The sequence below is a fragment of the Planococcus sp. SSTMD024 genome (assembly GCF_041320495.1).
Classification (GTDB): Bacteria; Bacillota; Bacilli; order Bacillales_A; family Planococcaceae; genus Planococcus.
The window spans coordinates 26,799-50,309 of record NZ_JBGGNS010000023.1 but is presented as its reverse complement, the minus strand read 5'-3'; the positions used below and the strand labels follow the sequence as shown (position 1 = coordinate 50,309).

Annotated in this window: 22 protein-coding genes; 8 read left to right on the top strand and 14 right to left on the bottom strand. The window is 47.3% G+C overall.

The genetic code is table 11. The features are described from left to right. Positions 1-7: 7 nt before the first annotated feature. The 5 genes from AB9R92_RS14475 to hpf form a co-directional block, all read right to left on the bottom strand. Positions 8-880, bottom strand: coding sequence for a YitT family protein (locus AB9R92_RS14475; protein ID WP_370670163.1), 873 nt, complete (start codon positions 878-880; stop codon positions 8-10). 137 nt (positions 881-1,017) lie between these two features. Beyond that, the gene (locus tag AB9R92_RS14470; RefSeq protein ID WP_370670162.1) at positions 1,018-2,217 is read right to left on the bottom strand and encodes a cation:proton antiporter; all 1,200 of its coding nucleotides are present in this window, start codon (positions 2,215-2,217) and stop codon (positions 1,018-1,020) included. A 151-nt stretch (positions 2,218-2,368) separates the two neighbouring features. Then, a protein-coding gene (gene prfB / locus AB9R92_RS14465; RefSeq protein WP_370670612.1) for a peptide chain release factor 2 occupies positions 2,369-3,470 on the bottom strand; the annotation gives its coding sequence in 2 pieces (ribosomal slippage) (positions 2,369-3,397 and positions 3,399-3,470; 1,101 coding nt in all). Between the two features lie 63 nt (positions 3,471-3,533). Further along, positions 3,534-6,050, bottom strand: coding sequence for a preprotein translocase subunit SecA (secA, locus tag AB9R92_RS14460; RefSeq protein WP_370670161.1), 2,517 nt, complete (start codon positions 6,048-6,050; stop codon positions 3,534-3,536). A gap of 303 nt (positions 6,051-6,353) precedes the next feature. After that, positions 6,354-6,923 (bottom strand): ribosome hibernation-promoting factor, HPF/YfiA family, encoded by a 570-nt coding sequence (gene hpf / locus AB9R92_RS14455; protein ID WP_370670160.1) that lies wholly within the window; start codon positions 6,921-6,923, stop codon positions 6,354-6,356. A gap of 126 nt (positions 6,924-7,049) precedes the next feature. Here hpf and AB9R92_RS14450 point away from each other — a divergent pair, with 126 nt between their 5' ends. Beyond that, entirely contained in the window at positions 7,050-7,757 is a 708-nt protein-coding gene (locus tag AB9R92_RS14450) for an SDR family NAD(P)-dependent oxidoreductase (protein WP_370670159.1), read from the top strand. Positions 7,758-7,818: 61 nt separating this feature from the next. Here AB9R92_RS14450 and AB9R92_RS14445 read toward each other — a convergent pair whose 3' ends face one another. The 4 genes from AB9R92_RS14445 to AB9R92_RS14430 form a co-directional block, all read right to left on the bottom strand. Further along, positions 7,819-8,478 (bottom strand): ComF family protein, encoded by a 660-nt coding sequence (locus AB9R92_RS14445; RefSeq protein WP_370670158.1) that lies wholly within the window; start codon positions 8,476-8,478, stop codon positions 7,819-7,821. Continuing rightward, on the bottom strand, positions 8,475-9,803 hold the full coding sequence (locus tag AB9R92_RS14440) for an ATP-dependent helicase ComFA (protein WP_370670157.1): 1,329 nt from the start codon (positions 9,801-9,803) through the stop codon (positions 8,475-8,477). Before AB9R92_RS14440 ends, AB9R92_RS14445 begins: the two co-directional genes overlap by 4 nt. Positions 9,804-9,842: 39 nt before the next feature. After that, a complete protein-coding gene (locus tag AB9R92_RS14435; protein WP_370670156.1) occupies positions 9,843-10,673 on the bottom strand; it encodes a DegV family protein in 831 nt (276 codons plus the stop codon). 176 nt (positions 10,674-10,849) lie between these two features. Beyond that, positions 10,850-11,410, bottom strand: coding sequence for a DUF4440 domain-containing protein (locus AB9R92_RS14430; RefSeq protein WP_370670155.1), 561 nt, complete (start codon positions 11,408-11,410; stop codon positions 10,850-10,852). Positions 11,411-11,541: 131 nt separating this feature from the next. Here AB9R92_RS14430 and AB9R92_RS14425 point away from each other — a divergent pair, with 131 nt between their 5' ends. Then, positions 11,542-12,150 carry a 3'-5' exonuclease gene (locus AB9R92_RS14425; protein WP_370670154.1) on the top strand — a complete coding sequence of 203 codons (609 nt, stop codon included), beginning with the start codon at positions 11,542-11,544 and terminating at the stop codon, positions 12,148-12,150. 77 nt (positions 12,151-12,227) lie between these two features. Here AB9R92_RS14425 and AB9R92_RS14420 read toward each other — a convergent pair whose 3' ends face one another. Together AB9R92_RS14420 and AB9R92_RS14415 are read right to left on the bottom strand one after the other, a co-directional pair. Beyond that, entirely contained in the window at positions 12,228-12,902 is a 675-nt protein-coding gene (locus tag AB9R92_RS14420) for a response regulator transcription factor (RefSeq protein ID WP_058383351.1), read from the bottom strand. A 28-nt stretch (positions 12,903-12,930) separates the two neighbouring features. Beyond that, on the bottom strand, positions 12,931-14,076 hold the full coding sequence (locus AB9R92_RS14415) for a sensor histidine kinase (RefSeq protein ID WP_370670153.1): 1,146 nt from the start codon (positions 14,074-14,076) through the stop codon (positions 12,931-12,933). A 153-nt stretch (positions 14,077-14,229) separates the two neighbouring features. Between AB9R92_RS14415 and AB9R92_RS14410 the strand changes: the two genes are divergently transcribed. Then, positions 14,230-14,865, top strand: coding sequence for a YigZ family protein (locus AB9R92_RS14410; RefSeq protein ID WP_370670152.1), 636 nt, complete (start codon positions 14,230-14,232; stop codon positions 14,863-14,865). 163 nt (positions 14,866-15,028) lie between these two features. After that, on the top strand, positions 15,029-16,105 hold the full coding sequence (locus AB9R92_RS14405; RefSeq protein WP_370670151.1) for an LCP family protein: 1,077 nt from the start codon (positions 15,029-15,031) through the stop codon (positions 16,103-16,105). A 64-nt stretch (positions 16,106-16,169) separates the two neighbouring features. Here the strand turns inward: AB9R92_RS14405 and AB9R92_RS14400 are convergent, their stop codons facing one another. Next, a complete protein-coding gene (locus tag AB9R92_RS14400; protein ID WP_370670150.1) occupies positions 16,170-17,246 on the bottom strand; it encodes a glycosyltransferase family 4 protein in 1,077 nt (358 codons plus the stop codon). 561 nt (positions 17,247-17,807) lie between these two features. Between AB9R92_RS14400 and AB9R92_RS14395 the strand changes: the two genes are divergently transcribed. The 3 genes from AB9R92_RS14395 to brnQ all read left to right on the top strand — a co-directional run bounded on the left by AB9R92_RS14395 (position 17,808) and on the right by brnQ (position 19,846). Further along, positions 17,808-18,098, top strand: a complete 291-nt coding sequence (locus AB9R92_RS14395; RefSeq protein ID WP_370670149.1) for a hypothetical protein — start codon at positions 17,808-17,810, stop codon at positions 18,096-18,098. Between the two features lie 111 nt (positions 18,099-18,209). Beyond that, a complete protein-coding gene (locus AB9R92_RS14390; protein ID WP_370670148.1) occupies positions 18,210-18,401 on the top strand; it encodes a CsbD family protein in 192 nt (63 codons plus the stop codon). A 122-nt stretch (positions 18,402-18,523) separates the two neighbouring features. Further along, positions 18,524-19,846, top strand: coding sequence for a branched-chain amino acid transport system II carrier protein (gene brnQ / locus AB9R92_RS14385; RefSeq protein ID WP_370670147.1), 1,323 nt, complete (start codon positions 18,524-18,526; stop codon positions 19,844-19,846). A 55-nt stretch (positions 19,847-19,901) separates the two neighbouring features. Here brnQ and AB9R92_RS14380 read toward each other — a convergent pair whose 3' ends face one another. Both AB9R92_RS14380 and AB9R92_RS14375 read right to left on the bottom strand, forming a co-directional pair. Beyond that, positions 19,902-20,846 carry a YflT domain-containing protein gene (locus tag AB9R92_RS14380; RefSeq protein WP_370670146.1) on the bottom strand — a complete coding sequence of 315 codons (945 nt, stop codon included), beginning with the start codon at positions 20,844-20,846 and terminating at the stop codon, positions 19,902-19,904. A gap of 161 nt (positions 20,847-21,007) precedes the next feature. Beyond that, positions 21,008-21,601 (bottom strand): general stress protein, encoded by a 594-nt coding sequence (locus AB9R92_RS14375; protein ID WP_370670145.1) that lies wholly within the window; start codon positions 21,599-21,601, stop codon positions 21,008-21,010. Positions 21,602-22,001: 400 nt separating this feature from the next. Between AB9R92_RS14375 and AB9R92_RS14370 the strand changes: the two genes are divergently transcribed. Beyond that, positions 22,002-23,297 (top strand): transcriptional regulator, encoded by a 1,296-nt coding sequence (locus AB9R92_RS14370; RefSeq protein WP_370670144.1) that lies wholly within the window; start codon positions 22,002-22,004, stop codon positions 23,295-23,297. Positions 23,298-23,511: the final 214 nt, after the last annotated feature.

Below are 23,511 nucleotides of genomic sequence, written 5' to 3'. Positions count from 1 at the left end.
ACCAATTTTAGGCACGTTTGAAACCTTCCCCCAGCACTTCAGAAGCATCCGAAACGATGACAAACGCTTGCGGGTCGATCAATTTGACCAATTGCTTCAACTTCGTGAATTCTGTCTGCGGAATCACGACCATCAAAATCGGCTTTTCATTTCCTGAATAGCCCCCGGTTGCCGTTAATTCCGTAACGCCTCGATCGACTTCATCGTAAATGGCATCCCGGATTTCCACTTGCTTGTTCGTAATGATGTATACCATCTTCGAGCGGCTGAAACCGACCTGTACCAAGTCGATGGTTTTTGTCGTTAAGTACAAACCGATCAGAGCATACAATCCTTTTTCAATATCAAAAACGATGGCAGCTGCCAATACGATCATGCCGTCGATAATCGCGACGCTTGTACCGAGAGTCAGTCCGGTGTATTTGGTGATGATCTGCGCTGCAAGATCGGTTCCGCCAGTCGAAGCTTTGCCACGGAAAACGATGCCGAGCCCGAGGCCGACCATGATGCCCCCAAACAATGAGCCGAGCAGCGGATCTCTCGTCCAAGCTTCCCAATCTTCAGTCAGGAAGACGACGAATGGCAAAAACACGGTACCGACGGCTGTCTTGATGCCGAAATTCTTTCCGAGCAAAATGATGCCTGCGATGAACAGCGGTATATTGAATGCCCATTGGACGAATGCCGGCTTCCATTCGAACAAACCGAATAGAATCGTACTGATGCCGCTGACTCCGCCCGATGCCACTTCGTTCGGCAAGAGGAACACGTTGAATGAAATGGCGACGATCGCCGCTCCAGCCAGTACAGCGATATAATCCAGCACAGTTGTCAATACTGGATGTGGATCTTTAGATTTTCGTATATTCCGTTTACCCATAAGCAGTTATTCCTCTTCCTTCTATATTCACTTGAACCCTGTCAGAGTATAGCAGAACCACCGTTTTTTGTGAACTTCATCTGGATGAAGCAATAGACGTTACACAACGGCACAGCCAATTTGCTGCACTGTTTATTTTATTGAAGGTTTTTCAATACTTTCGATAATGGATAGATGCCGATGCTCTGAATGGCGAGCGACAGCAAAATCACCGCAAATGTTAAAGAGATCAGTACTTGGTCCTGGCCAGATGCCGTTTCTTCAAGCCAGAGAAGCAGCGCGACTGACATGGCGCCTTTAATTCCTGACCAGGCAGTTAACGTGATTGTTGAAAAATCATTCTTGAATTCACGGCGCCATTTGGGCACCCCGTATATGAACAGCGCGATGACGACAAAGCGGACGATAATGGCCAATAAGAAAATCACGATTGCGAACCACCAGCCTGAAAAAGCCAGGTATTCCGCACCGCGTATGCCGATCAACAAAAACAGCACCGCCAATAGAATCGGCGTGACGATATCCCAGAAACCATTAAGCGATTGCGGAAGTGTATCTTCCTTGATTTCCCTGCCAATTTCGTACGAAACGAATATTCCGGCTGCCACCGTCGCAAGCACGCCCGACACCCCGATGGCTTCACCGATGTAAAAAGCGCCGTATGCTCCGATGACGCTCAACATCACTTGATATTTTTTATCATGAGTGAAACGGATTGTCTTGCTCATCAACCAGCCGATTGCGACGCCAAGAATGACGCCCCCGATTGAGACGAGCAGCAATTCTGTGGTAAATTTCCCTAATGAAAATCCGTTTCCGGTTTGATACATCGTCAGGAAAATGGTGAAAAAGACGATGCTCGTTCCGTCGTTGATCATCGATTCCCCTTCCACCACGTCGGCAATCTGTTCCGCTCCGCTGCTTTTCTTTAAAATGGCCGTGACCGATACCGGATCGGTTGGTGTGAGGATGGCCGCCAGCAAAAAGGCTGCGGTGAGGGAAAGGGTAGTGAATACACCCCCCGCCAAGTAAATGGACAAGCCGAGCAGAACGACAGTGAAGATTAATCCAATTGTACTTAAGCTGACGATGATGCCGATATTTTCCTTCAATTGCTTTAAAGGAAATTGATAGGCCGAGGTAAATAAAATTGCCGGCAAGAAGACATTAAAGATGATGTCTTTTGATATATCGAATTCAGCGAAATACGGAATGAATGAAAGGCCCAAACCGACCCCCACCAGCACCACCGGGACTGGAAAAAAATTCTTTTTGATGTCGATCGTATAGACGATATAACCGATGGCCAGTAAGATCAACAATTGATGGGTCATCATGTCCATAACCTCCTCCTTGGCATATTCAAGCATCCTTACTTCTATTGCCTTTTTGAAATTTTAAAAACCCCCGACGCCGCTGCTCTTTTTTTTGAGCAGCCAGTATCGGGGGTTCTTATATTGCGAAGATTTGTGATTGGTTTTTTTCAGCTTATTGCATTTTTGAGCGCAGCATCGCGTGGATGAATCCATCAAGGTCGCCGTCCATGACAGCTTGGAGATTTCCAGTTTCATGGTTTGTACGATGATCTTTGACCATGGAATACGGATGGAAGACATACGACCGGATCTGGCTGCCCCAGCCAATCTCCTTCTGCTCGCCGCGTATTTCCAGCAATTCCTTTTCCTGTTCTTCGATCTTCAATGCATATAGCTTCGCTTTCAGCATTTGCATCGCTTTTTCACGGTTTTTGATCTGCGAACGTTCCTGTTGGCACGTTACGACTGCACCGGTCGGCAAGTGGGTGATCCGGACAGCGGAATCTGTCGTATTGATGTGCTGTCCACCAGCACCGCTTGCACGGTAAGTATCGACTTTCAAATCTTCCGTGCGGATATCGATTTCAATTTCGCCGGTGAATTCGGGCATGACTTCACACGACACAAACGAGGTGTGGCGGCGGCCGGAGGAATCGAAGGGCGAAATGCGGACCAAGCGGTGTACGCCTTTTTCCGCCTTCAAATAGCCATAAGCATTATGTCCTTTGATGCCGAGTGTGACCGACTTGACCCCAGCCTCGTCTCCCGCCAGGTAATCCAGAGTTTCCACTTTGAATCCGCGTTTTTCAGCCCAGCGCGTATACATGCGCAGCAGCATCGAGCACCAGTCCTGGGACTCCGTTCCGCCTGCACCGGGATGCAATTCCAGAATGGCATTGTTCTTGTCATACGGTTCGCTTAATAAGAGTTCCAACTCGAAATTACCGAGATCGTCCAGGAACTGCTTCATTTCTCCGCTTAATTGTTCATGAAGATCCTCATCGGGCTCTTCCCGCAAAAGTTCGAGTGTCATTTCCATATCTTCTTGGCCGTCTTCGAACTTGCGGTAACGGTTGACCGTATCCTTTAAAGCATTCAGTTCGGCAATGACCACTTGAGCCTCTTCCTGGTCGTTCCAGAAATTCGGGTCGATCATCCGCTCATCCAATTCCTGAATGCGGGCTTCCTTGTTTTCTAAGTCAAAGAGACCCCCTGAAGTCCGCCAGTTTTTCGGCTGTTTTGTCGAGCTGGTTGCGAATATCCGCTAATTCCATCATATAAAGTTCCTCCTCATAATAAGGCCGAAGAGCTTTTGCTCTTCGGCAATAAACAACTGTTTACGAAGCTGCCCCGTGGCAGTTCTTGAATTTCTTGCCGCTGCCGCATGGGCATAGGTCATTGCGACCGACTTCCATTTCCTTGCGGGCGGGTTCTTTCTTCTTGCGAGGGGCTTGGCCGCCCTCCTTCGGATTGACCGCTTGGCCTTTCGCCACTTCTTCACGTTCGAGATTGTTCTTGATTTCCGCTTTCATGGCATATTTCGCCACGTCGTCTTCAATCGCCTCAATCATCGCTTCGAACATGGCAAAGCCTTCGTTCTGGTATTCGCGAAGCGGATCGTTCTGTCCGTATGCTCGCAAGTGAATCCCTTGGCGCAATTGGTCCATTGCGTCGATGTGGTCGATCCATTTTGTATCGATCGAACGCAAGAGAACCACTTTCTCGAATTCACGCATACGTTCAGGCGTCATTTCCACTTCTTTTTCGTCATAATGCGCTGTTACTTTTGCACGCACATATTCGATGATCTGTTCTTGCGTCTTGCCTTCCAGATCTTGTTCGGTGATTGTATCTTCCGGCAAGAGATTGGCAGAAATCACTTCCGTCAACGACTTCAAATGCCACTCTTCCGGCTTCTCCGCCGTTGTATAGCTTGCGACCATGCGGCCGATCGAGTTGTCGATCATATTGTCGACAAGTTCGCGCATATTGCCGGTCTCGAGCACTTCCATCCGCTCTTTATAGATGATTTCACGCTGTTCACGCAACACATCATCATATTGCAAAAGGCGTTTCCGCGCATCGAAGTTATTGCCTTCCACCCGTTTTTGGGCAGATTCGACAGAACGCGTCACCATGCGGGATTGAAGCGGCTGGGAATCGTCCATTCCCAATTTGCCCATCATATTGCGCATGGAATCCGAACCGAAGCGGCGCATCAGGTCATCTTCAAGCGATAGATAGAATTGCGTCACGCCGGGATCTCCCTGGCGACCGGAACGTCCGCGCAGCTGGTTATCGATGCGGCGGGATTCGTGGCGTTCAGTACCGATGACCGCGAGCCCGCCTGCTTCGATGACGCCTTCACCCAATTTGATGTCCGTTCCGCGGCCTGCCATATTGGTGGCAATCGTGACGGCGCCTTTTTGGCCGGCATCGAGGATGATTTCAGCTTCATGGGCGTGGTTCTTCGCATTCAAGACCGAATGCTTGATGCCTTTTTTGGTTAAATAGGCAGAAATGATTTCGGACGTTTCAATCGCTACGGTACCGACAAGAACCGGCTGCCCTTTTTTATGGCGCTCGATAATGTCTTCGGAAACTGCTTTGTACTTGCCTTCCGTTGTCGCATAAATCAAATCGACGCGGTCGTCACGGATAATCGGCTTGTTCGTCGGAATGGAGATGACGTTCATATTGTAGATATTGCGGAACTCTTCTTCTTCCGTTTTCGCCGTACCGGTCATACCGGAAAGTTTTTCGTATTTCCGGAAATAGTTCTGGAACGTGATCGTGGCCATCGTCATCGATTCGTTCTGGACTTCGAGGCCTTCTTTCGCTTCGATCGCCTGGTGAAGCCCATCCGAATAGCGGCGGCCTTTCATGAGACGGCCGGTGAATTGGTCGACAATGACTACTTCGCCGTCCTGCACGACGTAGTCGACATCTTTTTGCATCGTGACGTGCGCTTTCAGCGATTGATTGATTGCGTGGTTTAGGCGCACATGGGTCAAATCGAATAAATTGTCGATGCTGAAAGCTTTCTCGACTTTTTCAATGCCTTCTTCCGTCAATACGACGCCTTTCGTTGTTTCATCATACGCGTAATCCGTATCTTTTTGCAGCAGGCGGCCGAATGCATTCGCTTGCATATAGAGCTGGGCAGACTTCGCCGCTTGCCCCGAAATGATCAATGGCGTCCGTGCTTCATCGATGAGGATCGAATCGACTTCATCGATAACGGCAAAATGAAGCGGGCGCTGGACCATATCTTCTTTATACAGGACCATGTTGTCACGCAAATAATCAAAGCCAAGCTCGTTGTTCGTGCTATAGGTGATATCCGCTTGATAGGCTTCACGTTTTTGTTCTTTCGTCAGGCTGTTGACGTTGAGTCCGACCGTCAAACCGAGCCAATTATATAGCTTGCCCATTTCTTCTGCATCGCGGCTCGCCAAGTATTCATTGACGGTCACGACATGGACGCCTTTTTTCGTGATGGCATTCAAATAGACGGCCATCGTCGAGGTCAAGGTTTTACCTTCACCGGTTTTCATCTCGGAAATATTCCCTTGATGAAGCGATGCGGCCCCCATGATCTGCACGCGGAATGGATACATTCCAAGCACGCGTTTCGACGCCTCACGCACTGTCGCAAATGCTTCAGGCAGCATGTCATCGAGCGGCTCGCCTTGCTCGAAACGTGCTGTGAATTCAGCTGTTTTCGCTTTTAAGGCTTCGTCTGTCTTGGCCGTGTATTCGTCGGCCAAAGCTTCGACTTGATCTGCCACTTTTTCCAATCGTTTTAAATCCCGTTTGTTCGGGTCAAATACTTTATTCAATACTCCAAGCATGTTTAACCGCTCCCTGCATGGCGATTCCGGCCGATTCCAGCCTAACAACCGCTGTTGCTCATATTTTCATTCTCTGGGTTTATCTTAATCATCATATGCAGCATTTTCAAAAAAAATCTCACCATTCATTTTAACACTGCACTATAAAGCGTGCAAACAATGCATTTTCTTGCAGATAGCAAAAAAGCACATAAATGAAGCGATTCTTGTTATATTTTCAAGTCGGTGGCCCACTTCAGTAAATCGCGCTCACAAAAAATAAAGCACAACAAAAGCCTCCCGTTACAGGAGGCTTTTACATTGTTATGAAGTTGTCTCGATTAATCCATATGAACCGTCTTTCCGTTTGTAGACGATGTTCGTGCCGTTCGACTCAGCGTCTGTGAAGACGAAGAAGCTATGGCCGAGCATATTCATCTGAAGCACCGCCTCTTCCTCGTCCATCGGTTTCAAGTCGAATTGTTTTGTACGGACGATTTTCAAGTCTTCCTCATCATCCGATTCCGAAGAACCATTGTTCTGCGCTTCGCTTTCTGCTGCCGCAAATGCCAGGCCCATCCCTTCGCGGTCACGGAATTTGCGGTTGACTTTCGTTTTATATTTGCGGATTTGACGCTCCAGTTTTGAAACGATCAAATCGATCGCTGCATAGAGATCATCGTGCCGTTCTTCAGCACGGAGTGTTAGGTTTTTCATTGGAATTGTAACTTCCACTTTTGTTTGGTTATGGTTATACGTTTTCAAGTTGACCATCGCGGTTGCATTCGCCCCATCGGTGAAGTAGCGTTCGATTTTCTCTACCTTCTTCTCGATGTGTTCGCGTATTGCGGGAGTTACCTCAATATTCTCGCCTCTGATGTTGAATTGCAGCATGTGAACTCCTCCTTCTGTTTTGCTATCTATCTATTTCTAGTTGTTCCCTTCCGAATCCTTCTTGAAACGTAAAAAGTTTCAGCACTATAGTAAAAAGGTAAACTATGTGACAAGGAGATGAAGCCCATGTTTACAAATAAAACAATTGTAGTGACAGGTGCTGCACAAGGCATCGGGAAAACCGTCGCACAGTATTTCCAAAAAGAAGGCGCAAACGTCATCGGCTTGGACATTGAAGAAGTCGAGCTCGAGGGGGTGGAATACCGCCGCTGTGATGTAGGGAGCTTTTCGGAAGTCGAACGCGCCTTTTCCGACATCCACGAAGCACACGGCAGCATCCATGTCCTGATCAACAATGCCGGGATTTCCGAATTCACGCCGCTTTGGGAACTGACGGAAGAAGATTGGGACCGCGTGCTCAATACGAATTTGAAGAGCGTCTTTATCTGCAGCCGTGAAGCTGCCCGTTATATGGATGAAGACATCCGGTCAATCGTCAATATGTCGTCGACAAGGGCCTTCATGTCCGAACAAGGGACGGAAAGCTATTCGGCTTCCAAAGGCGGGATTTTTGCGCTCAGCCATTCGCTTGCTGCAAGCCTCCACACAAAAGGCATCCGCGTCAATTCCATCGCCCCGGGCTGGATCCATACCGGCGACCCGGAAGAGTTGCGGAAAGTTGACCATGAGCAGCATTGGAGCGGGCGTGTCGGCACCACGGACGATATCGCCAGAGCGTGCCTGTTCTTATCGAATCCGGACAATTCGTTCATCAGCGGCGAATGTTTGACAATCGATGGCGGCATGACCCGCAAAATGATCTATGAGCATTAACGCAAACGGCTGCTATGCAGCTGTTTTTTTTATTGCCGATGCGCCAGTTGGCTGTTCAAGCTTACGCACGGATCAAGGTAAGGAGGCGGATCGATTCCGCTCCCGCTTCCTGTAAAATTTTTGCTGCCTGCCGCATCGTCGTGCCTGTCGTGTAAAGGTCGTCCACCAGCACGAGCTGTTTCGGAACCGCTTCTCCGTTCAATCGAAACAATTGCTTTGTCGCCATCCGTTCCTGGCGGGTTTTCTCCCCCAAAGTTTCACCGTATTTTTCCAGCAGATGACGGTATGGAATGCCCGCCGCCAGCAGCAATTGATCCACTTGCGAAAAGCTCCGTTCGCGCAGCTTTTCGTTATTCAGCGGAATCGGCACGACCATCGCCCGCTCGTGCGCCAAGGCCTCCCTTATATCCTTCGCAAATACCCGCGCCAATAACACATCCTTCAAGAATTTATATTGGTGGAACCAGTCTTTCATGGCGTCGTTGTAACAGTACAGGCTTTTTCCTGAGTGGATGAGATCGCGGTAGCCATGTTCTTCCCAATACAGGCAATCGCGGCATATCTCTTCGCCTTCCTTGCTGCAAAATTTGCAGCCTTGTCCGGCAGTCTTCGAAAACTCATTCCGGCACGGCTGGCACAGCAATTCCGGAGCTTCGTAAAGGAAGATGCCGCGCCATGAAGGGACAAAATGCAAGGCTTGGTCGCATAAACAGCAATTCACGCTTTCCCCTCCTTGTTATAGAAAAGAATCTCTTGTCTTGCTGCGTCCATTTGCCTGGTGATGCCATTGTGGAAAAAGATGACTTCACCAGCAGGGTCCGTCGCGCTTCGCCCGACCCTTCCCGCAATTTGGATAAGCGCTGACCGGTCGAATACCCGGTGGTCGGCCCCGATGACTGCGACTTGCAAATGGGGTATGGTGATGCCGCGTTCCAATATGGTGGACGTGGCAAGGCCCGATAAAGCCCCTCCCCTCAATTGCATCACTTTTTCTTTGCGCTGTGGATCTTTGGAGTGGACCGCAGCGATGGTCGAATCGATTTTTTGCAGGAGCGGGATTGCTTGCTCGATCAATTGAATCGACGGAAAGAATAGAAGGAACGGCTGCTGTTTCTGAAGCTTGTCTTCTATCCACTTTTTTAACGGAGGAGGGATCTTGCCGTTTCGGATATGGCGTTCATAATTCCATAATGCACGGTAAGCAGGCACGGGCAGGGGGGCACCGTGATAGCGCCTGAAGATGGTGGTGTGTCGGGTAATCTGTTTTTGGAGTGCATGGGATGGAGTGGCGGAAATGTAGATGACCGGAGCGGACCGCTTGCCGGCTTTTTTAACTGCCCGTTCAAGCGATGGGTCAAGCGAATACGGAAAAGCATCCGCTTCATCGACGAATAGTAAATCAAAGGCTTCCTGGAATCGCTGCAATTGATGGGTGGTGGCTAAGATGATTTCTCCGTAGCCGGATTGTTCGGGGCTATCTCCGTAGAGCGTATGGATTACGGCATCGGGGAATGCTTGTTTGAATCGGGGGGAGAGCTCGAGGATGACATCGGTGCGCGGTGCAGCTATGCAAATGCGCAATCCTTTTTGCAGCGCTTCGTAAACTGGGAAAAAAAGAATTTCTGTTTTGCCGGCACCGCAGACCGCATAAAGCAGGTGATCTTCTCGCTTATGGATGCTTTCGGAGATGGCTTTTGTTGCGCTTTCCTGCAACGGCGTCAAATTTCCGGCCCATCCGAAGGCACGTGGGCGGGCGTTTATTACGGCCGGAGTTCGCCATAAAACCAATTCCGTGCAGCTGCTGATGCGCCCCATCTTGATGCAGGCCCGGCAATAGCGGCACACAGTTCCGCATGTTGCGCATGTGTAAGGAATCACGTACTCGGGTGATGTCTCCAAACACCTTGCACACTGGCCGTCAGCCGATATTCCGCTAGCCACGATTGCGTCGCCTTGATCGATTGCTGCTTGTATGAGTTCTTGCGGAAACGGAATGAATTGCCTTATCCATATCCGCCCTGTTAAAAATGCTTCGATTGCTTGCATGGATTCCCTCCTTTTTTATAGCCGAAAGGCCTTGGCCGGTCATTTCTTTGCCCAGCCAAGGCCCATCGCGCCTTCTCCTAAATGCGTGCCAATGACCGGGCCAAAATGGGAAATCGTGAATTCCACATCGGGGCAGGCCAGTTCAAGCTCCGCTTTCCATTTTTCCGCTTCTTCGAGCCGGTTGGCATGGATGACCGTCGCTTGAAGCGGTTCTTTGCCGCAGTCTTTTTTCAATTCTTCCGCGATGCGGTTCATCGCTTTTTTCCGTGTGCGTATCTTTTCATATGGAACGATCAGCTTGTCCTGGAAATGCAGCAGCGGTTTGATCTGGAGCATGCTGCCGACCAGAGCCTGCGCCCCTGACAAACGCCCGCCGCGCTGCAAGTGGCGTAAATCTTCCACCATGAAATACGCACGCAAGGTTTTTTTCATTTCCTCAAGTTCTGACAGGATCCCTTTAGCACCCATGCCTTGCTCCGCCAGTTCCGCTGCTTTTAGCGCGTAGAATCCTTGGACTGCGCAAGCAATTTCAGAATCGAACACATGGACATCCACGTCTTCGGTCATGTCTCCTGCCTGCTTCGATCCGGCCATCGTCCCGCTGATGCCGCTCGACAGGTGAATGGCCACCACTTCCTCGTGTTGCACTGAAAGCTTTTCATACAACGAAATGAACTCACCGATAGGCGGCTGAGAGGTTTTCGGAAGTTCTTCCCGCGCTTTATCGTAAAATTCCACAGTATCCAATTCTGTTTCCGCATAGGAGTCGGCGCCAAATGTAATCTGTAGAGGCACTACATGTATGCCTTTTTCTTTTGCTTGCTGCTGTGGAATATATGCCGTGCTGTCTGTCACAATTGCTGTTTTCATTTTCAATCAGCCTCCACTGCTATTTTACCAAAACTCGCCTGCCAATAGATAAAAAATTCCGGCCCATCGATGGATCTATTTTCAGCATTTTCATCGATGGGCACGAATCCAAAAAAGCTTTTCCGGACACAGGCGCAAGTTTGCCTGCGAGGAAAAGCCCTTCGTTACGTTTTCCATTATTGATTTCCGATAAAATGCAAGCTCGTTACTTTCCAGTCGTCCTGCTCTTTTTTGAAAACGACCACTTGGCGCCCGGATTGCTGCATTCCTTGTTCAGTTCCGGCTTCATTCATTTCCACATCGATGGTCGCGAAAACTTCCGCCCGTTCTTCTTCGTATTTGACGATCGTCTCATCGCTTGTCGTATATGTCGTATCGTAGTTTTCAAAGGCTTCGCTCAATGCCTGCTGGTCTTCTTCACGGTCGAAGCCATCCGGGTTTTCAGCGATGGTCGCCATATAACGGTCCATATCTTCAGCATTGAATGCCGCGATGTATTCCTCATACGCGCCAAGAAGTTCCTGCTTTTCATCTTCTGGAACATCCGCAGCGATGATGTCTCCTTCATCGTCCAAAGTAAATCCTACTTCTTGGTCTTTGATGCCGTGTTCAACTGCATTGTTTTCATTGGTGGCATTGCCGTCTTCTGCACTGTTGCCATTGACCGACGGATCTTCTTCGCCCGAACAGCCGGCGAGCGCGAGAACCAGCCCAGTTGCCATTATCCATTTTTTCATGATGCATTCCTCCTGCGCTCATTTTGCCACAGCCTCGCGCGGAATACAATGAAGAAACGGTGTCAATATGCGACGGGACAATTCCTTCCGCTGTCATGTACAATGAAAGGAAACCTTAAGGAGGCGATCGTTTGGAAAAATGGGAAGCAGAGCGCTTGCTCAACCAGAAGATGCAGGACACACGCACCTATCCGACAAGAAGAACCGCTACACGAGCGAAAAAATATAATTTGACAATGGAACCGGCAGAAGATTATGTTGTGCTGGATTTTGAAACGACCGGCTTGCGTGCCGGCGATGATAAAATCATTCAAATCGGAGCGGTTAAATTTATCGGCCACCACCAACAAGACACGATGTATTTATTAATCAATCCAGAACGGCCGATTTCAAGCACAATCACCCGCATCACCGGCATTCGCAACGGCGATGTCCAAGATGCGCCGGTCATCGAGGAAATCGCTCCGCAATTGATCGACTTTATCGGCGATTTGCCGATCGTCGCCCATAACGCACCTTTCGATATGGGATTCCTTTATGCGCTTGAGCACATCACCCCGGTGCCGCCTTACCAAGTCATCGACACAGTTAGGTTGGCCCGCAAATTCATCACGGAAACGCCGAACCACAAACTGACGACTTTATCCGCCTATCTCGAACTCGAGCACAATGCCCACGATGCGCTCGGGGATTGCCTGGTCACGGCATCGATTTATCAGTTCTGCATCGGACGCATGTAAAAAAGCGCCGGAAGCATAAGCTTCCGGCGCTTTTCACATGTTTGGCATCGATTGATCCGGCTGCTGCCGGATGCTTTTTAACGTACTTCCACCCAACCGTTTTTAATGGCTGTGACGACTGCTTGAGTACGGTCATTGACCTGCATTTTTTGCAGAATGCTCGACACATGGTTTTTCACTGTTTTTTCAGAGATGAACAAAGTTTCGCCGATGACACGGTTGCTCTGCCCGTCCGTCAATAGCTGCAAAACTTCGCTTTCACGTTTTGTCAATAAATGGTAAGGCCGGCGAATTTCTGTCTGGTGGAAAGAGCCTTTGTTTTCGCGTTCGCTCAAACGGCGGAACTCCATCACCAAATTGCGCGTCACTTTCGGATGCAGGTATGATCCGCCTTTTGCGACGACTTTGATCGCCTGGATGATGGCGTCTGCATCCATTTCTTTCAGCATATAGCCGAGTGCACCTGTTTTAAGGGCATGTGTCACATACGATTCGTCATCGTGAATAGACAGCATAATGACTTTAGCATCCGGGAATCTCTCGATCAGTTCGCCCGTAGCTTCGACACCGTTCTTTTGCGGCATGTTGATATCCATCAACACGACATCCGGCTGATGTTCTTCGTATAGTTTGATGACTTCCTCGCCGTCGCCGCCTTCTGCGACAACTTCAAACGATTCTTCGAAGTCCAGGATGCGCTTAACCCCCTCCCGGAACAATTGGTGGTCATCAATAATAATAATTTTTGTCATTGTGTCGTCCTCCTCAAAATACCATATCTTACATACCCGCCTTCAGCGGGATATGAAACATTAACACCGTTCCTTCGCCGAGCGTGGAGTTGATAAAGAACTCCCCGCCGATCAATTCAATCCGCTCCCTCATGCCGGTCAAGCCGAATGACTGGTCCTTGACAATTTCCTGGTCAAAACCGGAACCGTTGTCTTTAATGATGATCGACACTTGTTCAGCAAGCCATTCCATCTTGACCTCGATATCCGTCGATTTGCCGTGGCGGATCGCATTCGAGACCGCTTCTTGCACAAGCCGGAAAATGGAAGTTTCAAAATTATTCGGGAGCCGGACCTCACTTCCATTGGAATGGAAGGACAATCGGACGCCGCGATTATATTCTTCAATCGTTTCCAGATACTTTTTCAAGGTCGGGACGAGCCCGAGATCGTCAAGCGCCATTGGCCGCAAGTCGTAAATGATGCGCCTGACTTCCGTGAGCGCTTGCCGCACCATATCCTTTAGCGAAGAAATTTCCTTGAAGGCTTTATCCGCACCTTTTTCACGGTAGGTTTTTTCGATCAAATCCGAACGCAGCAAGACGTTTGCCATCATCTGAGCCGGGCCATCATGGATCTCGCGCGACAGCCTTTTGCGCTCTTCTTCCTGGGCTTCGATGATTCTCAAACTATAATCCTGCTTGCTCTTCGACTTGTCGACCGCATCTCCGAAATCTTCAAGGTCCGACGACAAATAATTGGTCGCCACATTGATTTGATTGACCAGCCGCTCTGCACGTTCGATTGTCTGGAGCAGTTTCTGGAGATTGCGCTGCAGGCGGTCCCGTTTTTGACGAAACTTTTTTTCTTCGGCGCGGTTCAAGGATAATTGGACTTGCAGTTCGTTGGCCAACTCAAAAGCTTCGCGAACCTGGCTTTCAGTGAAAGACTCGAATGAACCCGATAGTTCTGCGAGTCTCCTCCTTGCCGAGCGGGTCCGCTCTTCAAGTGTGTCGCCTTCCGCGATGATGCGGCTGATGTTCGCCCTGACATTCTCCAATTCGTCCTTCATCTGTTCATAGCTGCGGCGACTTTCTTCGCTAATGGCGAAAATATCCTGTTTCGACTGGTCCATCTTTGCGACCAGCTCGTCAAAGATGGAATCTAATGAAGTTCCATCGCTTTTCTTTGCCATTCTAAAACCGCCTTAGCTATACTTACTGTAACCATCCGTTTCCATGTTTCTTTCGCCTTAAGGGCTTTAACAAGTATATCACTATATACGCAACAGCATATTAAGAATACATTACAAATTATCTGATTTCATTTTACAACAGGGGGAGTAAAAATGCGAGAAAATTACATAACAGTAGGTTCTTCTGCCAGTGCAGAAATACTCATAAATAAGTCCCGTTTCATCGGACATGCGGCAAGGGCTGAAACGGAGGCTGAAGCGATCGCTTTCATCGAATCCATCAAATCGATACACCGCCAGGCTACCCATAATTGTTCAGCTTACATCATCGGCGAGCACGATTCCATCCAAAAAGCGAACGATGACGGGGAACCGAGCGGAACGGCGGGCGTCCCTATGCTGGAAGTGCTGAAAAAACAAGGCTTAAAGGATACCGTGCTGGTGGTGACGCGCTATTATGGCGGCATTAAACTGGGAGGCGGCGGCTTGATCCGTGCTTACGGAAAATCCGCATCGGAAGCGATTGCCGCTAGCGGCGTGGTGGAACGGCGGCTGCACCATTTGATGAAGGTGTCCATCGATTATACATGGCTCGGCAAAATCGAAAATGAAATCCGCCAGTCGGATTATCCGTTAGCAGGAATCGATTATTCTGATGAAGTGGTACTGTCCATACATGTGCCAGTCGAAAAAGAACAACAGTTTATCGATTGGGTCAATGAATTGACGAACGGGCAAGCTGAAATAGAGTCAGCCCACACGGAATTCCTCGAATTTCCCCGTACTTAGTTTCTTTTCATTTACGCACGGAAAAAATCACTGTATAATATCCACAGCACAAAAAAATGAAAATTCGTAATTTCACTGTGCCCTTAAGATTAGTGAAATGGCACATGCATGTGCTTGGCTATTACCAAAGCCGCACATAATCCCCTTTAGAGGAGCAACTATAATGAGTAGAAAAATGAAACGGGAGGCAAAGTCCAGCCGCCGGCGGAAGATCATCAAGATTTCTGCCATCCTGGCCGTCTCTTTGTTGATCAGTTTATCCGCCTTTGGCATTTGGCTCGTGAAAAAAGCCGAGTTTGCCGCGAACAACGCATACGAGTCCGCAGATGGGCGCGACAAATCCGATCTCCGCGATGAACAAGTCGAACCGCTGAACGATAATATTTCGATTTTGTTCATCGGCATCGACGATAGTGCCGCTCGGGACCAAAGCAGCGACAATATCCGTTCCGATGCATTAGTGCTGGCAACATTGAACAATGAAGACAAATCAGTGAAGCTAGTCAGCATTCCGCGTGATACGTACACCTTCATTCCGGATTCGGGCTATGAAGACAAAATCACCCATGCTTACGCACTGAACGGCCCACGCTCTACAATTGAAAGCGTCGAAGGGCTGTTGGATGTGCCAGTTGATTATTATATGACAATGAACTTCGATGCTTTCGTCGATGTCGTTGATGCGCTCGGCGGAATTACGGCAGAAGTTCCATATGATTTGAAAGAAAAAGATGAAACGGATTCGCATAATGCGATTGAACTCGAAGAAGGAATGCAGCAGCTCAATGGCAGTGAAGCATTGGCCCTCGCCAGAACCCGTTACTATGACAATGATATTGAACGCGGCAAGCGCCAGCAAATGATTCTTGAATCGATCATGGATAAAGCCTTGTCGGCAGGATCTATCAGCAAATACGGCAATGTCATCGACGCAGTCGGGGACAATATGAAAACCAATATGAGCTTTCGAGATATGCAGGCATTCTTCGAATATGCGAAAAATGGCAAACCAGACGTGGAGACGATGAGTGTTCAAGGTTACGATGACATGTCGACGGGCATTTACTATTATATGCCCGATGAAGAATCGCTTGAAGAGCTGAAAGATATTCTCCAAAGCCACCTCGGTTTAAAACCCGACACTTCCAACCTTTCATTGAATGAAGACGACCTCACCGAGCAGGCTTTTCCAGCTCCTGGATCGGACCACGAAGATGAACATAAAAACTGGCAACCGTAACGGTTGCCAGTTTTTTTGCGTTATATGATCCTGCCCAAAATATAAAAACGGCCGCAGCCGCTTTTTACTTCCCTATCATTCTTACTAAATTGATCAATGGGCGGTAATTCTTCCCTGCCAGCCCCACAACTTCGACGAACAATTCAATCGCCAGAAGCATGACGCCGATCAGCAGGATACCTCCCCACAATGTCGCTTGGGAGAATAGCAAAGCTGCAAGACCGAATAATGCGGAAATGCCGTAAATAATCAGGACCGTCTGGCTATGCGAGAAACCGATATTCAGCAAGCAATGGTGCAAATGCGATTTATCTGCTTCTGAAATGGATTTCTTTTCACGCACGCGGCGCACGATGGCAAAGAACGTATCCGAAATCGGCACGCCAAGCATGATGATCGGAATGATCAAGGCAACGACTGTCACGTTTTTGAAACCCATCAATGCGAGTACAGAAATCATGAAGCCAAGGAACAACGCCCCTGTGTCCCCCATAAAAATTTTCGCTGGGTGAAAATTATAGAATAGGAAACCGATGGAGCTGGCGGCAAGAATGGCAGCTGTCGACATGACGAAAACGTCGCCCATGATAAAAGCCATCGCCGTCAACGTCAATAGCGCAACGGTTGAAACTCCAGCAGCCAGGCCATCAAGCCCGTCAATCAAGTTGATGGCATTGGTGATACCCACAATCCAAATGATCGTCAGCGGAATGCTGAAGTAGCCGAAATCCAAAACGCCGCCGAACGGCAAGTTAATGAAAGATATTTCGAGCCCTCCGCCAATGACGACAACACTGGCCGCGGCCAGTTGCCCGAGCATTTTGGCTTTTGCTGTAATTTCGAGCATATCATCCAAGACGCCCGTCACGATGATCAAAAACGCGCCGATGATGATAGCTGTTTCAATCGGGATCAGCGTCGACTCAAATGCCGCTGATACCGGATCCTTTGGTTGAAGGAAAAGGTAAGCGATCAAAAATGATCCAAATATGGCTAATCCGCCTAAACGCGGCATGATCCTTGCGTGTACTTTTCGGTAATTGGGCCGATCCACTGCCCCGATGCGAAATGCCAATCTCTTCACAAGGGGTGTCAGGAGAATCGAAGCGATGAATGCCACAACCAGTGTAAGGTATAGCATGTCCTTCCTCCTTAAAAAACTCTCATTTTGCATACATATCCAGCATTATTATAGCATGGCCGATAGAAAAAGAAAGTAATATATATCAGAGTGTTGAATAAGTCTAAAATCTACTAAACTTTTAAAAAAGTAACTACGTTTTGACATTTAAAAATCAAAAATCTAGCTTAGTATTTGGAGAAGCGTTTGCTCGACTCCTGTGGGACCAGCGGGTTTGAGAGACCCCGCAGGTCGCGATAGCGGCTGAGGAGGCTCGATTCCCGCCCCACGGAAAGCGAGCGATAAGCTTCGGAAAATACGACTTCTTACCTTTCTCGACAGCCTGATATATAACCACCTTCTATTTTCCCTTACATTTATAGACGGCTTTCATAAAGAAAAAGTTTCCGGCTCCAGCGCTTTTACAAGAATAATCATCAGCATAGAGCTTTTGGTCCAGACGATAAAATTTTTTGCTAATTTTCAGAATTAATAGGCACTTTTATAGTATTATATCCATAATATGCTATAATAAAACCATGAATGACGAACATCATACTAATTTGAGCGGGAGTGCGAAATATGGACAGCAATCTTCTATTTTATGCATCTAAGAAAGAATGGTCGCCTTATGACGAAGCAGCTGTATTAAAAATGGATTTCCATAAACGGGCAGAGCTTGCACGTTCGATCAATTGTGAAGGGCTGCTCGTAGACTTGTCGCTCGATCAACACCCCGAAGTCCGGAAAGGCGTCGCCGCCAATGCAGCCACCCCTTTGACCACACTAAAACGGTTAGCGGAACAGGATTTATGCATTTCAGTCCAGGAAAAAGCAAAAGAAACACTTAACGAACAACCTTTAAAATCATAAACTCCTGCTCCCCGCTGCCAGCATCGGGGAGCTCTTTATGTTATACAGGAGGTTTATAAACTTCAGGATAGGCAATATAAGCTGTAAGGATATTTTAAAGGAGGCATTCAAATGGCTGATAAAGAAGGTTTCTCAGATAAGTTGAAAGGTGCCGTCAGCAAAGGCAAAGGCGAATTGAAAGACCAGGTCGGGAATGCGACCGATAATCCGGACATGCAAGCTGAAGGCAAATCCGACAAAACAAAAGGCAAGGTGCAGGATACCGTCGGCAAGTTTAAAGAAGGCTTTAATAAAGACAAATAAGCACATGTAACCCGGCTAAATTGCCGGGTTTTTTTATTTCCAAATTTTAATTTTCATAACTGCGCGAATTCAGTTATAATAAGTCCTTGTGTGGCTATGCTTAATTTAAAAGGAGAACTCCTATGAACAAGAAAACGCTTACAAACTCTGAAACTTTAACCATTGGACTTATGCTTTTCGCACTTTTTCTCGGTGCCGGAAATTTAATCTTCCCCCCCTATCTCGGCCAATTGGCAGGTGAACAATTGCTGCCTGCCATTATCGGTTTTCTGCTGACGGGCGTCGGCTTGCCGCTCTTGGGCATACTGGCCATCGCAAAAGCTGGCGGAGACTTGCAGTCGATTGCCGGCCGGGTCCACCCGGTCTTCGGCATCGTTTTCACGATGGTCGTCTATTTGGCTATCGGGCCATTTTTTGGCATTCCCCGAACAGCCACTGTCGCCTTCGAAATTGGCACTGCGCCTTTTTTGTCCGCTGAAATGGCAGCATCGTTCTGGTCATTATTTCTATTCACCCTTATTTTCTTTGTCATAACAGTGCTGTTTGCATTGAATCCGACCAAGCTTGTGGACCGCATCGGCAAAATCCTGACACCGATCCTTATCGTCGTCATCGGTTTTTTAGCTATCAAAAGCTTCGTGACACCAATGGGCCCAATCGGTGCACCTGTAGGAAATTATGATACGGAAGCGTTTTTCGAAAGCTTCCTCCAAGGATATTTGACGATGGATGCAATTGCCGCGCTGGTGTTCGGGATTGTCATTATCCAGTCCATCCGAGCGAAGGGCGTCGAAAACAAGAACACCATCCTGAAAACGACTGCCTATGCTGGATTCATCGCAGCAGCCGGTTTGTCGCTGGTTTACCTTTCCCTCAGCTATATCGGGGCGACCAGTGTAGAAGCTATTGGCATGCAAGAAAACGGGGGTGAAGTGATTGCGCTTGCTTCACGCGTCCTGTATGGCGAAATCGGCGGCATCATTCTGGCTGCCGCGATTACATTCGCCTGCCTGACCACTTCCATCGGTCTGGTGTCAGCGACTTCCCAGTTTTTCAATAAAATCTTCCCGCAATTGCCGTATGTGGTCTACGTATTCATCTTTGCCGGATTTTCAACCGTCATTGCCAATGTCGGTCTGACCCAATTGATCGCAATTTCACTGCCGGTGTTATTGGCCATTTATCCGCTCGCGATCGTCCTTGTCATCCTATCGTTTTTCGATCATTCGTTTTATCAAAAATCTTATGTCTATATCATCCCGCTTGTTCTGACAGGCATCGTAAGTGTCGTTGATGCATTGAAGAGTTCAGGATTCGAATTCCCTGCAATCACACAGATTTTCTCTTACTTGCCGCTTTACCAACAAGGGATCGGCTGGCTTGTTCCAGCAATCATCGGGACACTCGTAGGAATCACGATCGCGCGCACACAACATAAAAAATAATTCGATCCATGCAAAAGGCCGGAGAAATTTTTTCATTTCTCCGGCCTTTTTCTTATTAGAATAGACGCGGCGTAGGTGGTGTACCGGTCTTTTTCTCTACATCTTTATGGAAATCATCAGCGTCTCTAGGATTTTTCGTTGATTCGAAATCGTCGCGGCGTTCCGTATCAGCGAGATGCTCTTCTTCTGAATCGCGTCCAAACGGTGCCGGCCCAAGATTTGGATCGACTCCCGGGGAAGGTTCGTCTTGCCGGCGGTTCACCCCATCTTCCCTGTTCAATTCCTTTTCACCGTCTCGGTCTCCCAGTTTCGGCTCATGCTCCATACGCTTTTCAGCCGGCTTTTCAGCTTCTGATGGCTTGGTACGGTCGCTAGTCGGGTGAATTTCAGCACCTTTCAAACGCGAATCCTGTGATTTACTGTGCAATTGGGATTTATTCGTCTGTTCACGCGTGGCATCGGTTGTATAGATGCCTTCCACGCCGGTATCGTGACGCCCTTCATGCTTTTGGATGTCTTTGTCGATGAGCTTTTCGTCCTCATGCATTCTGCCATCCCGTTCAACATCGCGGCCGAACGGCGCAAATGCCGTATTGCGTCCATCTGCCTCCATGTCCATTGGGCTGTTGTCGTCAGAATGGGAAGAGAAATGTTCGCTTTCTCCATTCCCGTTAGGTGCGCCATCCGTATACAAAAGGACCGCACCGCGTTCAATTTCGCGCTCATAATGGTCAGCCGTGTCGCGGTCTACGCCAAACTCGTCTAGCTTAGCACGTGCTGTGTCTTGTCCTGTCAACAGGGTTTTGATGCGGTTGCCGAATGAATTGGCTTTGTTCGAATCCACACCATAACGGTCGTGGGCTTCATTCACTAAGTTTTTATCATTTGCAAGCACGTGGATATCCTCGTTCCGATAGCCTTTTGAAATAAGCGACTCCAAAGCACGCTCCATTTCATCCTGCGAATAAACAATCTCAAATTGACGGTTTGTCTGTGCCATTCATAAAACCTCCTGATTTAACTTGTCTTGTTTTCTGTTTACCCGCACATTATCGGTACTAAAACATTTCGTTTATTCTATATGGTAATTGCAGGCTTCCCAAATACACGGACTTTGAACATGGTAAAACCCCGGTACATTAAATGACCGGGGTCAAGGCATCATCTGTATTTTTTATTGGTTTTGCTTTGCGCTTCGGTCTTGCTCGTTCCGCCCCTGGCTTTTTCGACTTCTGGTTTTTCCTGAGTCGTAAATGAAACGTGGCGCTCGTCTTTCACTAATGTCGGATCCTGGAGGAAAGTTTCCCCGCGGGCGAACCGGTCTTCCTGTTCATCGTAATTATTATCGACAGACTGGATATACTGACGGCGTTCTGCATCAGTCAGCTCCTGCTCGGGCACTTCTTCCGCTTGTTTCAGTGCATCGATGATCCCTTTCCGTTCATTTTCTACATATAGTAAAATACCGCCCTTAGCCACATCTTCGGTGTAACGTTTCGACTCCGCTTCTGACAAGCCGAGGGAATCAATGGATTCCTTGACCGCACTTTTCCCTGTCACGAAACTTTTCATTTTATCCCCGAACGATCCGGCTTGTTCCACTTCCATTTGACGGCCATCTAGATCATTCGCATGTTCCGCTACTGCATGGATTTCTTCGGCGGAGTACCCCTGTTCGTTGAATTGACGCAGCTTGCGGTCGAGGTCTTCCTGAGAATAAACAATTCCTAGCACCTTTTTATTTGTTGAGTTCATGATAATCCCCCCGTTTGATTGAATTGACTGTTTCACTATTCTTCCTTACCCCTCCTTGTACTTTGTCTAAACTTTCACGAAATTATTTCGGTAGAACAAAAGAACTAGTAGTAAGTCCAATTACTGTAATGATTTGGGTATAATTTTAGTCATTAGGCACTTTTTACCTTTTTTCTCAAAACAGGAGTTATAGAAATAAAAAAGCAGTTTATTTTGAAAATTGATGCTATCATAGATTTAATATATGTAATTAAAGTAAAATGTGGATGTGGAGGCGGTAATTATCGTACTTAACAATCTCTCGGATATACGCTTGCCAGGGCCGCCTGGCCAAGTGGAGAAAAACTCTCCTACATGGATGATTGAAGTACTGCCCATGCAAACGGAAAGGAGAGCGGATATGGACACTGGAATGCGACTGAAATATCACCGGCTGAAAAAACGGCTCAGCATGGAAGAAACTGCATCAGGCATTTTCTCTCCAAAAGAACTGAAAAAAATTGAAACAGGCCTGAAAGAACCCGGCCTGAAAGAATTGGAAGCATTGTGCAAAAAACTCGAGATCCCACTAGCTGCCAAAGACAATCCAATCGGCAAAGTGCTAGTGAAAAACTTTAAAAACTCATTGCTTCATCCCCAAAATAAAGGCAAAATCATGGAACATTACGCAGACATCTGCAACCACCCTCTCCTGCGCGCAGACGAAGATGTCGAACTTGAATTCGACATCCAACAAATCCGCTATTTCATCATCACCGGCGATCTGGAAAGTGCAGAAGAAAAAATAAAAGAGATGGACCGGTTCAAAGAGTTTATGGACCAAGAACAGTATTACCTCTATCACAAATATAATGGCAACTATAATTATATTTTGAATGATTATGAGAATGCGTTAAAAACTTATTTGATTGCTGAAAGAATTGTACCAAAATTGATTTCTCCAGCTGAACTTGGAGACCTTTATTACTCAATAGGAATTTCAAGCACAAAATGTGATGAACATGAGTTATCCTATAAATATTCAGAAATGGCATTAAAAATCTATCAGCAAGAATTCGTTCCTAAACGAATTGTGGAATGTCATCTAAATATTGCTATTACTCATGAACAATTCGGCAATCATAGACTTTCAATGGAGCATTATAAAAACGCTTTAACTATAGGAAGTAAATTGGATATTGATATTCTTAAGTTTACTACTGAATACAATTTAGGCTTTTCGTATTTTATATATCAACAATATGAACTAGCTATACCACATCTAAATAATTCATTAAAGTATATACCAGATGAATATATTGCTGATAGCATTTCTGCCCACTGTGTATTAATTAAAAGTCACTTGGAACTGGGTGATAAATCTAAAGCCAAAGAAATAGCGGCAGTTGGACAACAACTTGTTAAAGCTAAAGAACTGCGAATAGATTCACCGTCAAACGCTATTTTCAAAGACGCTTACATGGAATTTGTAGCGTTAACTTATTTATTAGACGATGAAGATGATAAATTCGAAGAAATTATATTAAATAAATTAATCAATAGTTTTACAAACTCAAATAGTTTTCATGATTTGGGATATTATTTAGGATATTTGGGTAAGATGTATTTTAGACAAGGCCGGTATAAAGAGTCTGCTCAAATAACGGAAAAATCTAGAGACGCGTATAAAGAAGTACTTAATATTAAATGGGAGTGATAAAGAATGAAAAAAAGCTCTGCAATTTTATTAGTATCTACAATTGTATTAAGTACGTTGCCAGCATTCAACACATTATCAGACTCTGAAGACGTAGCTGCTAAAGCTCGTGTGCCTGAGCCTTGGTCCGTTGAAGATCAGTTCGCCGCTAAAGCTCGCGTGCCTGAACCTTGGTCCGTCCAAGACCAGTTCGCCGCTAAAGCTCGCGTGCCTG

Excerpts from the sequence above, each read along its gene's own strand:
- AB9R92_RS14475 (WP_370670163.1), bottom strand. The coding sequence starts at position 880 with ATGGGTAAACGGAATATACGAAAATCTAAAGATCCACATCCAGTATTG.
- AB9R92_RS14470 (WP_370670162.1), bottom strand. The coding sequence starts at position 2,217 with ATGATGACCCATCAATTGTTGATCTTACTGGCCATCGGTTATATCGTC.
- secA (WP_370670161.1), bottom strand. The coding sequence starts at position 6,050 with ATGCTTGGAGTATTGAATAAAGTATTTGACCCGAACAAACGGGATTTA.
- hpf (WP_370670160.1), bottom strand. The coding sequence starts at position 6,923 with ATGCTGCAATTCAACATCAGAGGCGAGAATATTGAGGTAACTCCCGCA.
- AB9R92_RS14450 (WP_370670159.1), top strand. The coding sequence starts at position 7,050 with ATGTTTACAAATAAAACAATTGTAGTGACAGGTGCTGCACAAGGCATC.
- AB9R92_RS14440 (WP_370670157.1), bottom strand. The coding sequence starts at position 9,803 with ATGCAAGCAATCGAAGCATTTTTAACAGGGCGGATATGGATAAGGCAA.
- AB9R92_RS14435 (WP_370670156.1), bottom strand. The coding sequence starts at position 10,673 with ATGAAAACAGCAATTGTGACAGACAGCACGGCATATATTCCACAGCAG.
- AB9R92_RS14430 (WP_370670155.1), bottom strand. The coding sequence starts at position 11,410 with ATGAAAAAATGGATAATGGCAACTGGGCTGGTTCTCGCGCTCGCCGGC.
- AB9R92_RS14420 (WP_058383351.1), bottom strand. The coding sequence starts at position 12,902 with ATGACAAAAATTATTATTATTGATGACCACCAATTGTTCCGGGAGGGG.
- AB9R92_RS14415 (WP_370670153.1), bottom strand. The coding sequence starts at position 14,076 with ATGGCAAAGAAAAGCGATGGAACTTCATTAGATTCCATCTTTGACGAG.
- AB9R92_RS14410 (WP_370670152.1), top strand. The coding sequence starts at position 14,230 with ATGCGAGAAAATTACATAACAGTAGGTTCTTCTGCCAGTGCAGAAATA.
- AB9R92_RS14405 (WP_370670151.1), top strand. The coding sequence starts at position 15,029 with ATGAGTAGAAAAATGAAACGGGAGGCAAAGTCCAGCCGCCGGCGGAAG.
- AB9R92_RS14400 (WP_370670150.1), bottom strand. The coding sequence starts at position 17,246 with ATGCTATACCTTACACTGGTTGTGGCATTCATCGCTTCGATTCTCCTG.
- AB9R92_RS14395 (WP_370670149.1), top strand. The coding sequence starts at position 17,808 with ATGGACAGCAATCTTCTATTTTATGCATCTAAGAAAGAATGGTCGCCT.
- AB9R92_RS14390 (WP_370670148.1), top strand. The coding sequence starts at position 18,210 with ATGGCTGATAAAGAAGGTTTCTCAGATAAGTTGAAAGGTGCCGTCAGC.
- brnQ (WP_370670147.1), top strand. The coding sequence starts at position 18,524 with ATGAACAAGAAAACGCTTACAAACTCTGAAACTTTAACCATTGGACTT.
- AB9R92_RS14380 (WP_370670146.1), bottom strand. The coding sequence starts at position 20,846 with ATGGCACAGACAAACCGTCAATTTGAGATTGTTTATTCGCAGGATGAA.
- AB9R92_RS14375 (WP_370670145.1), bottom strand. The coding sequence starts at position 21,601 with ATGAACTCAACAAATAAAAAGGTGCTAGGAATTGTTTATTCTCAGGAA.
- AB9R92_RS14370 (WP_370670144.1), top strand. The coding sequence starts at position 22,002 with ATGGACACTGGAATGCGACTGAAATATCACCGGCTGAAAAAACGGCTC.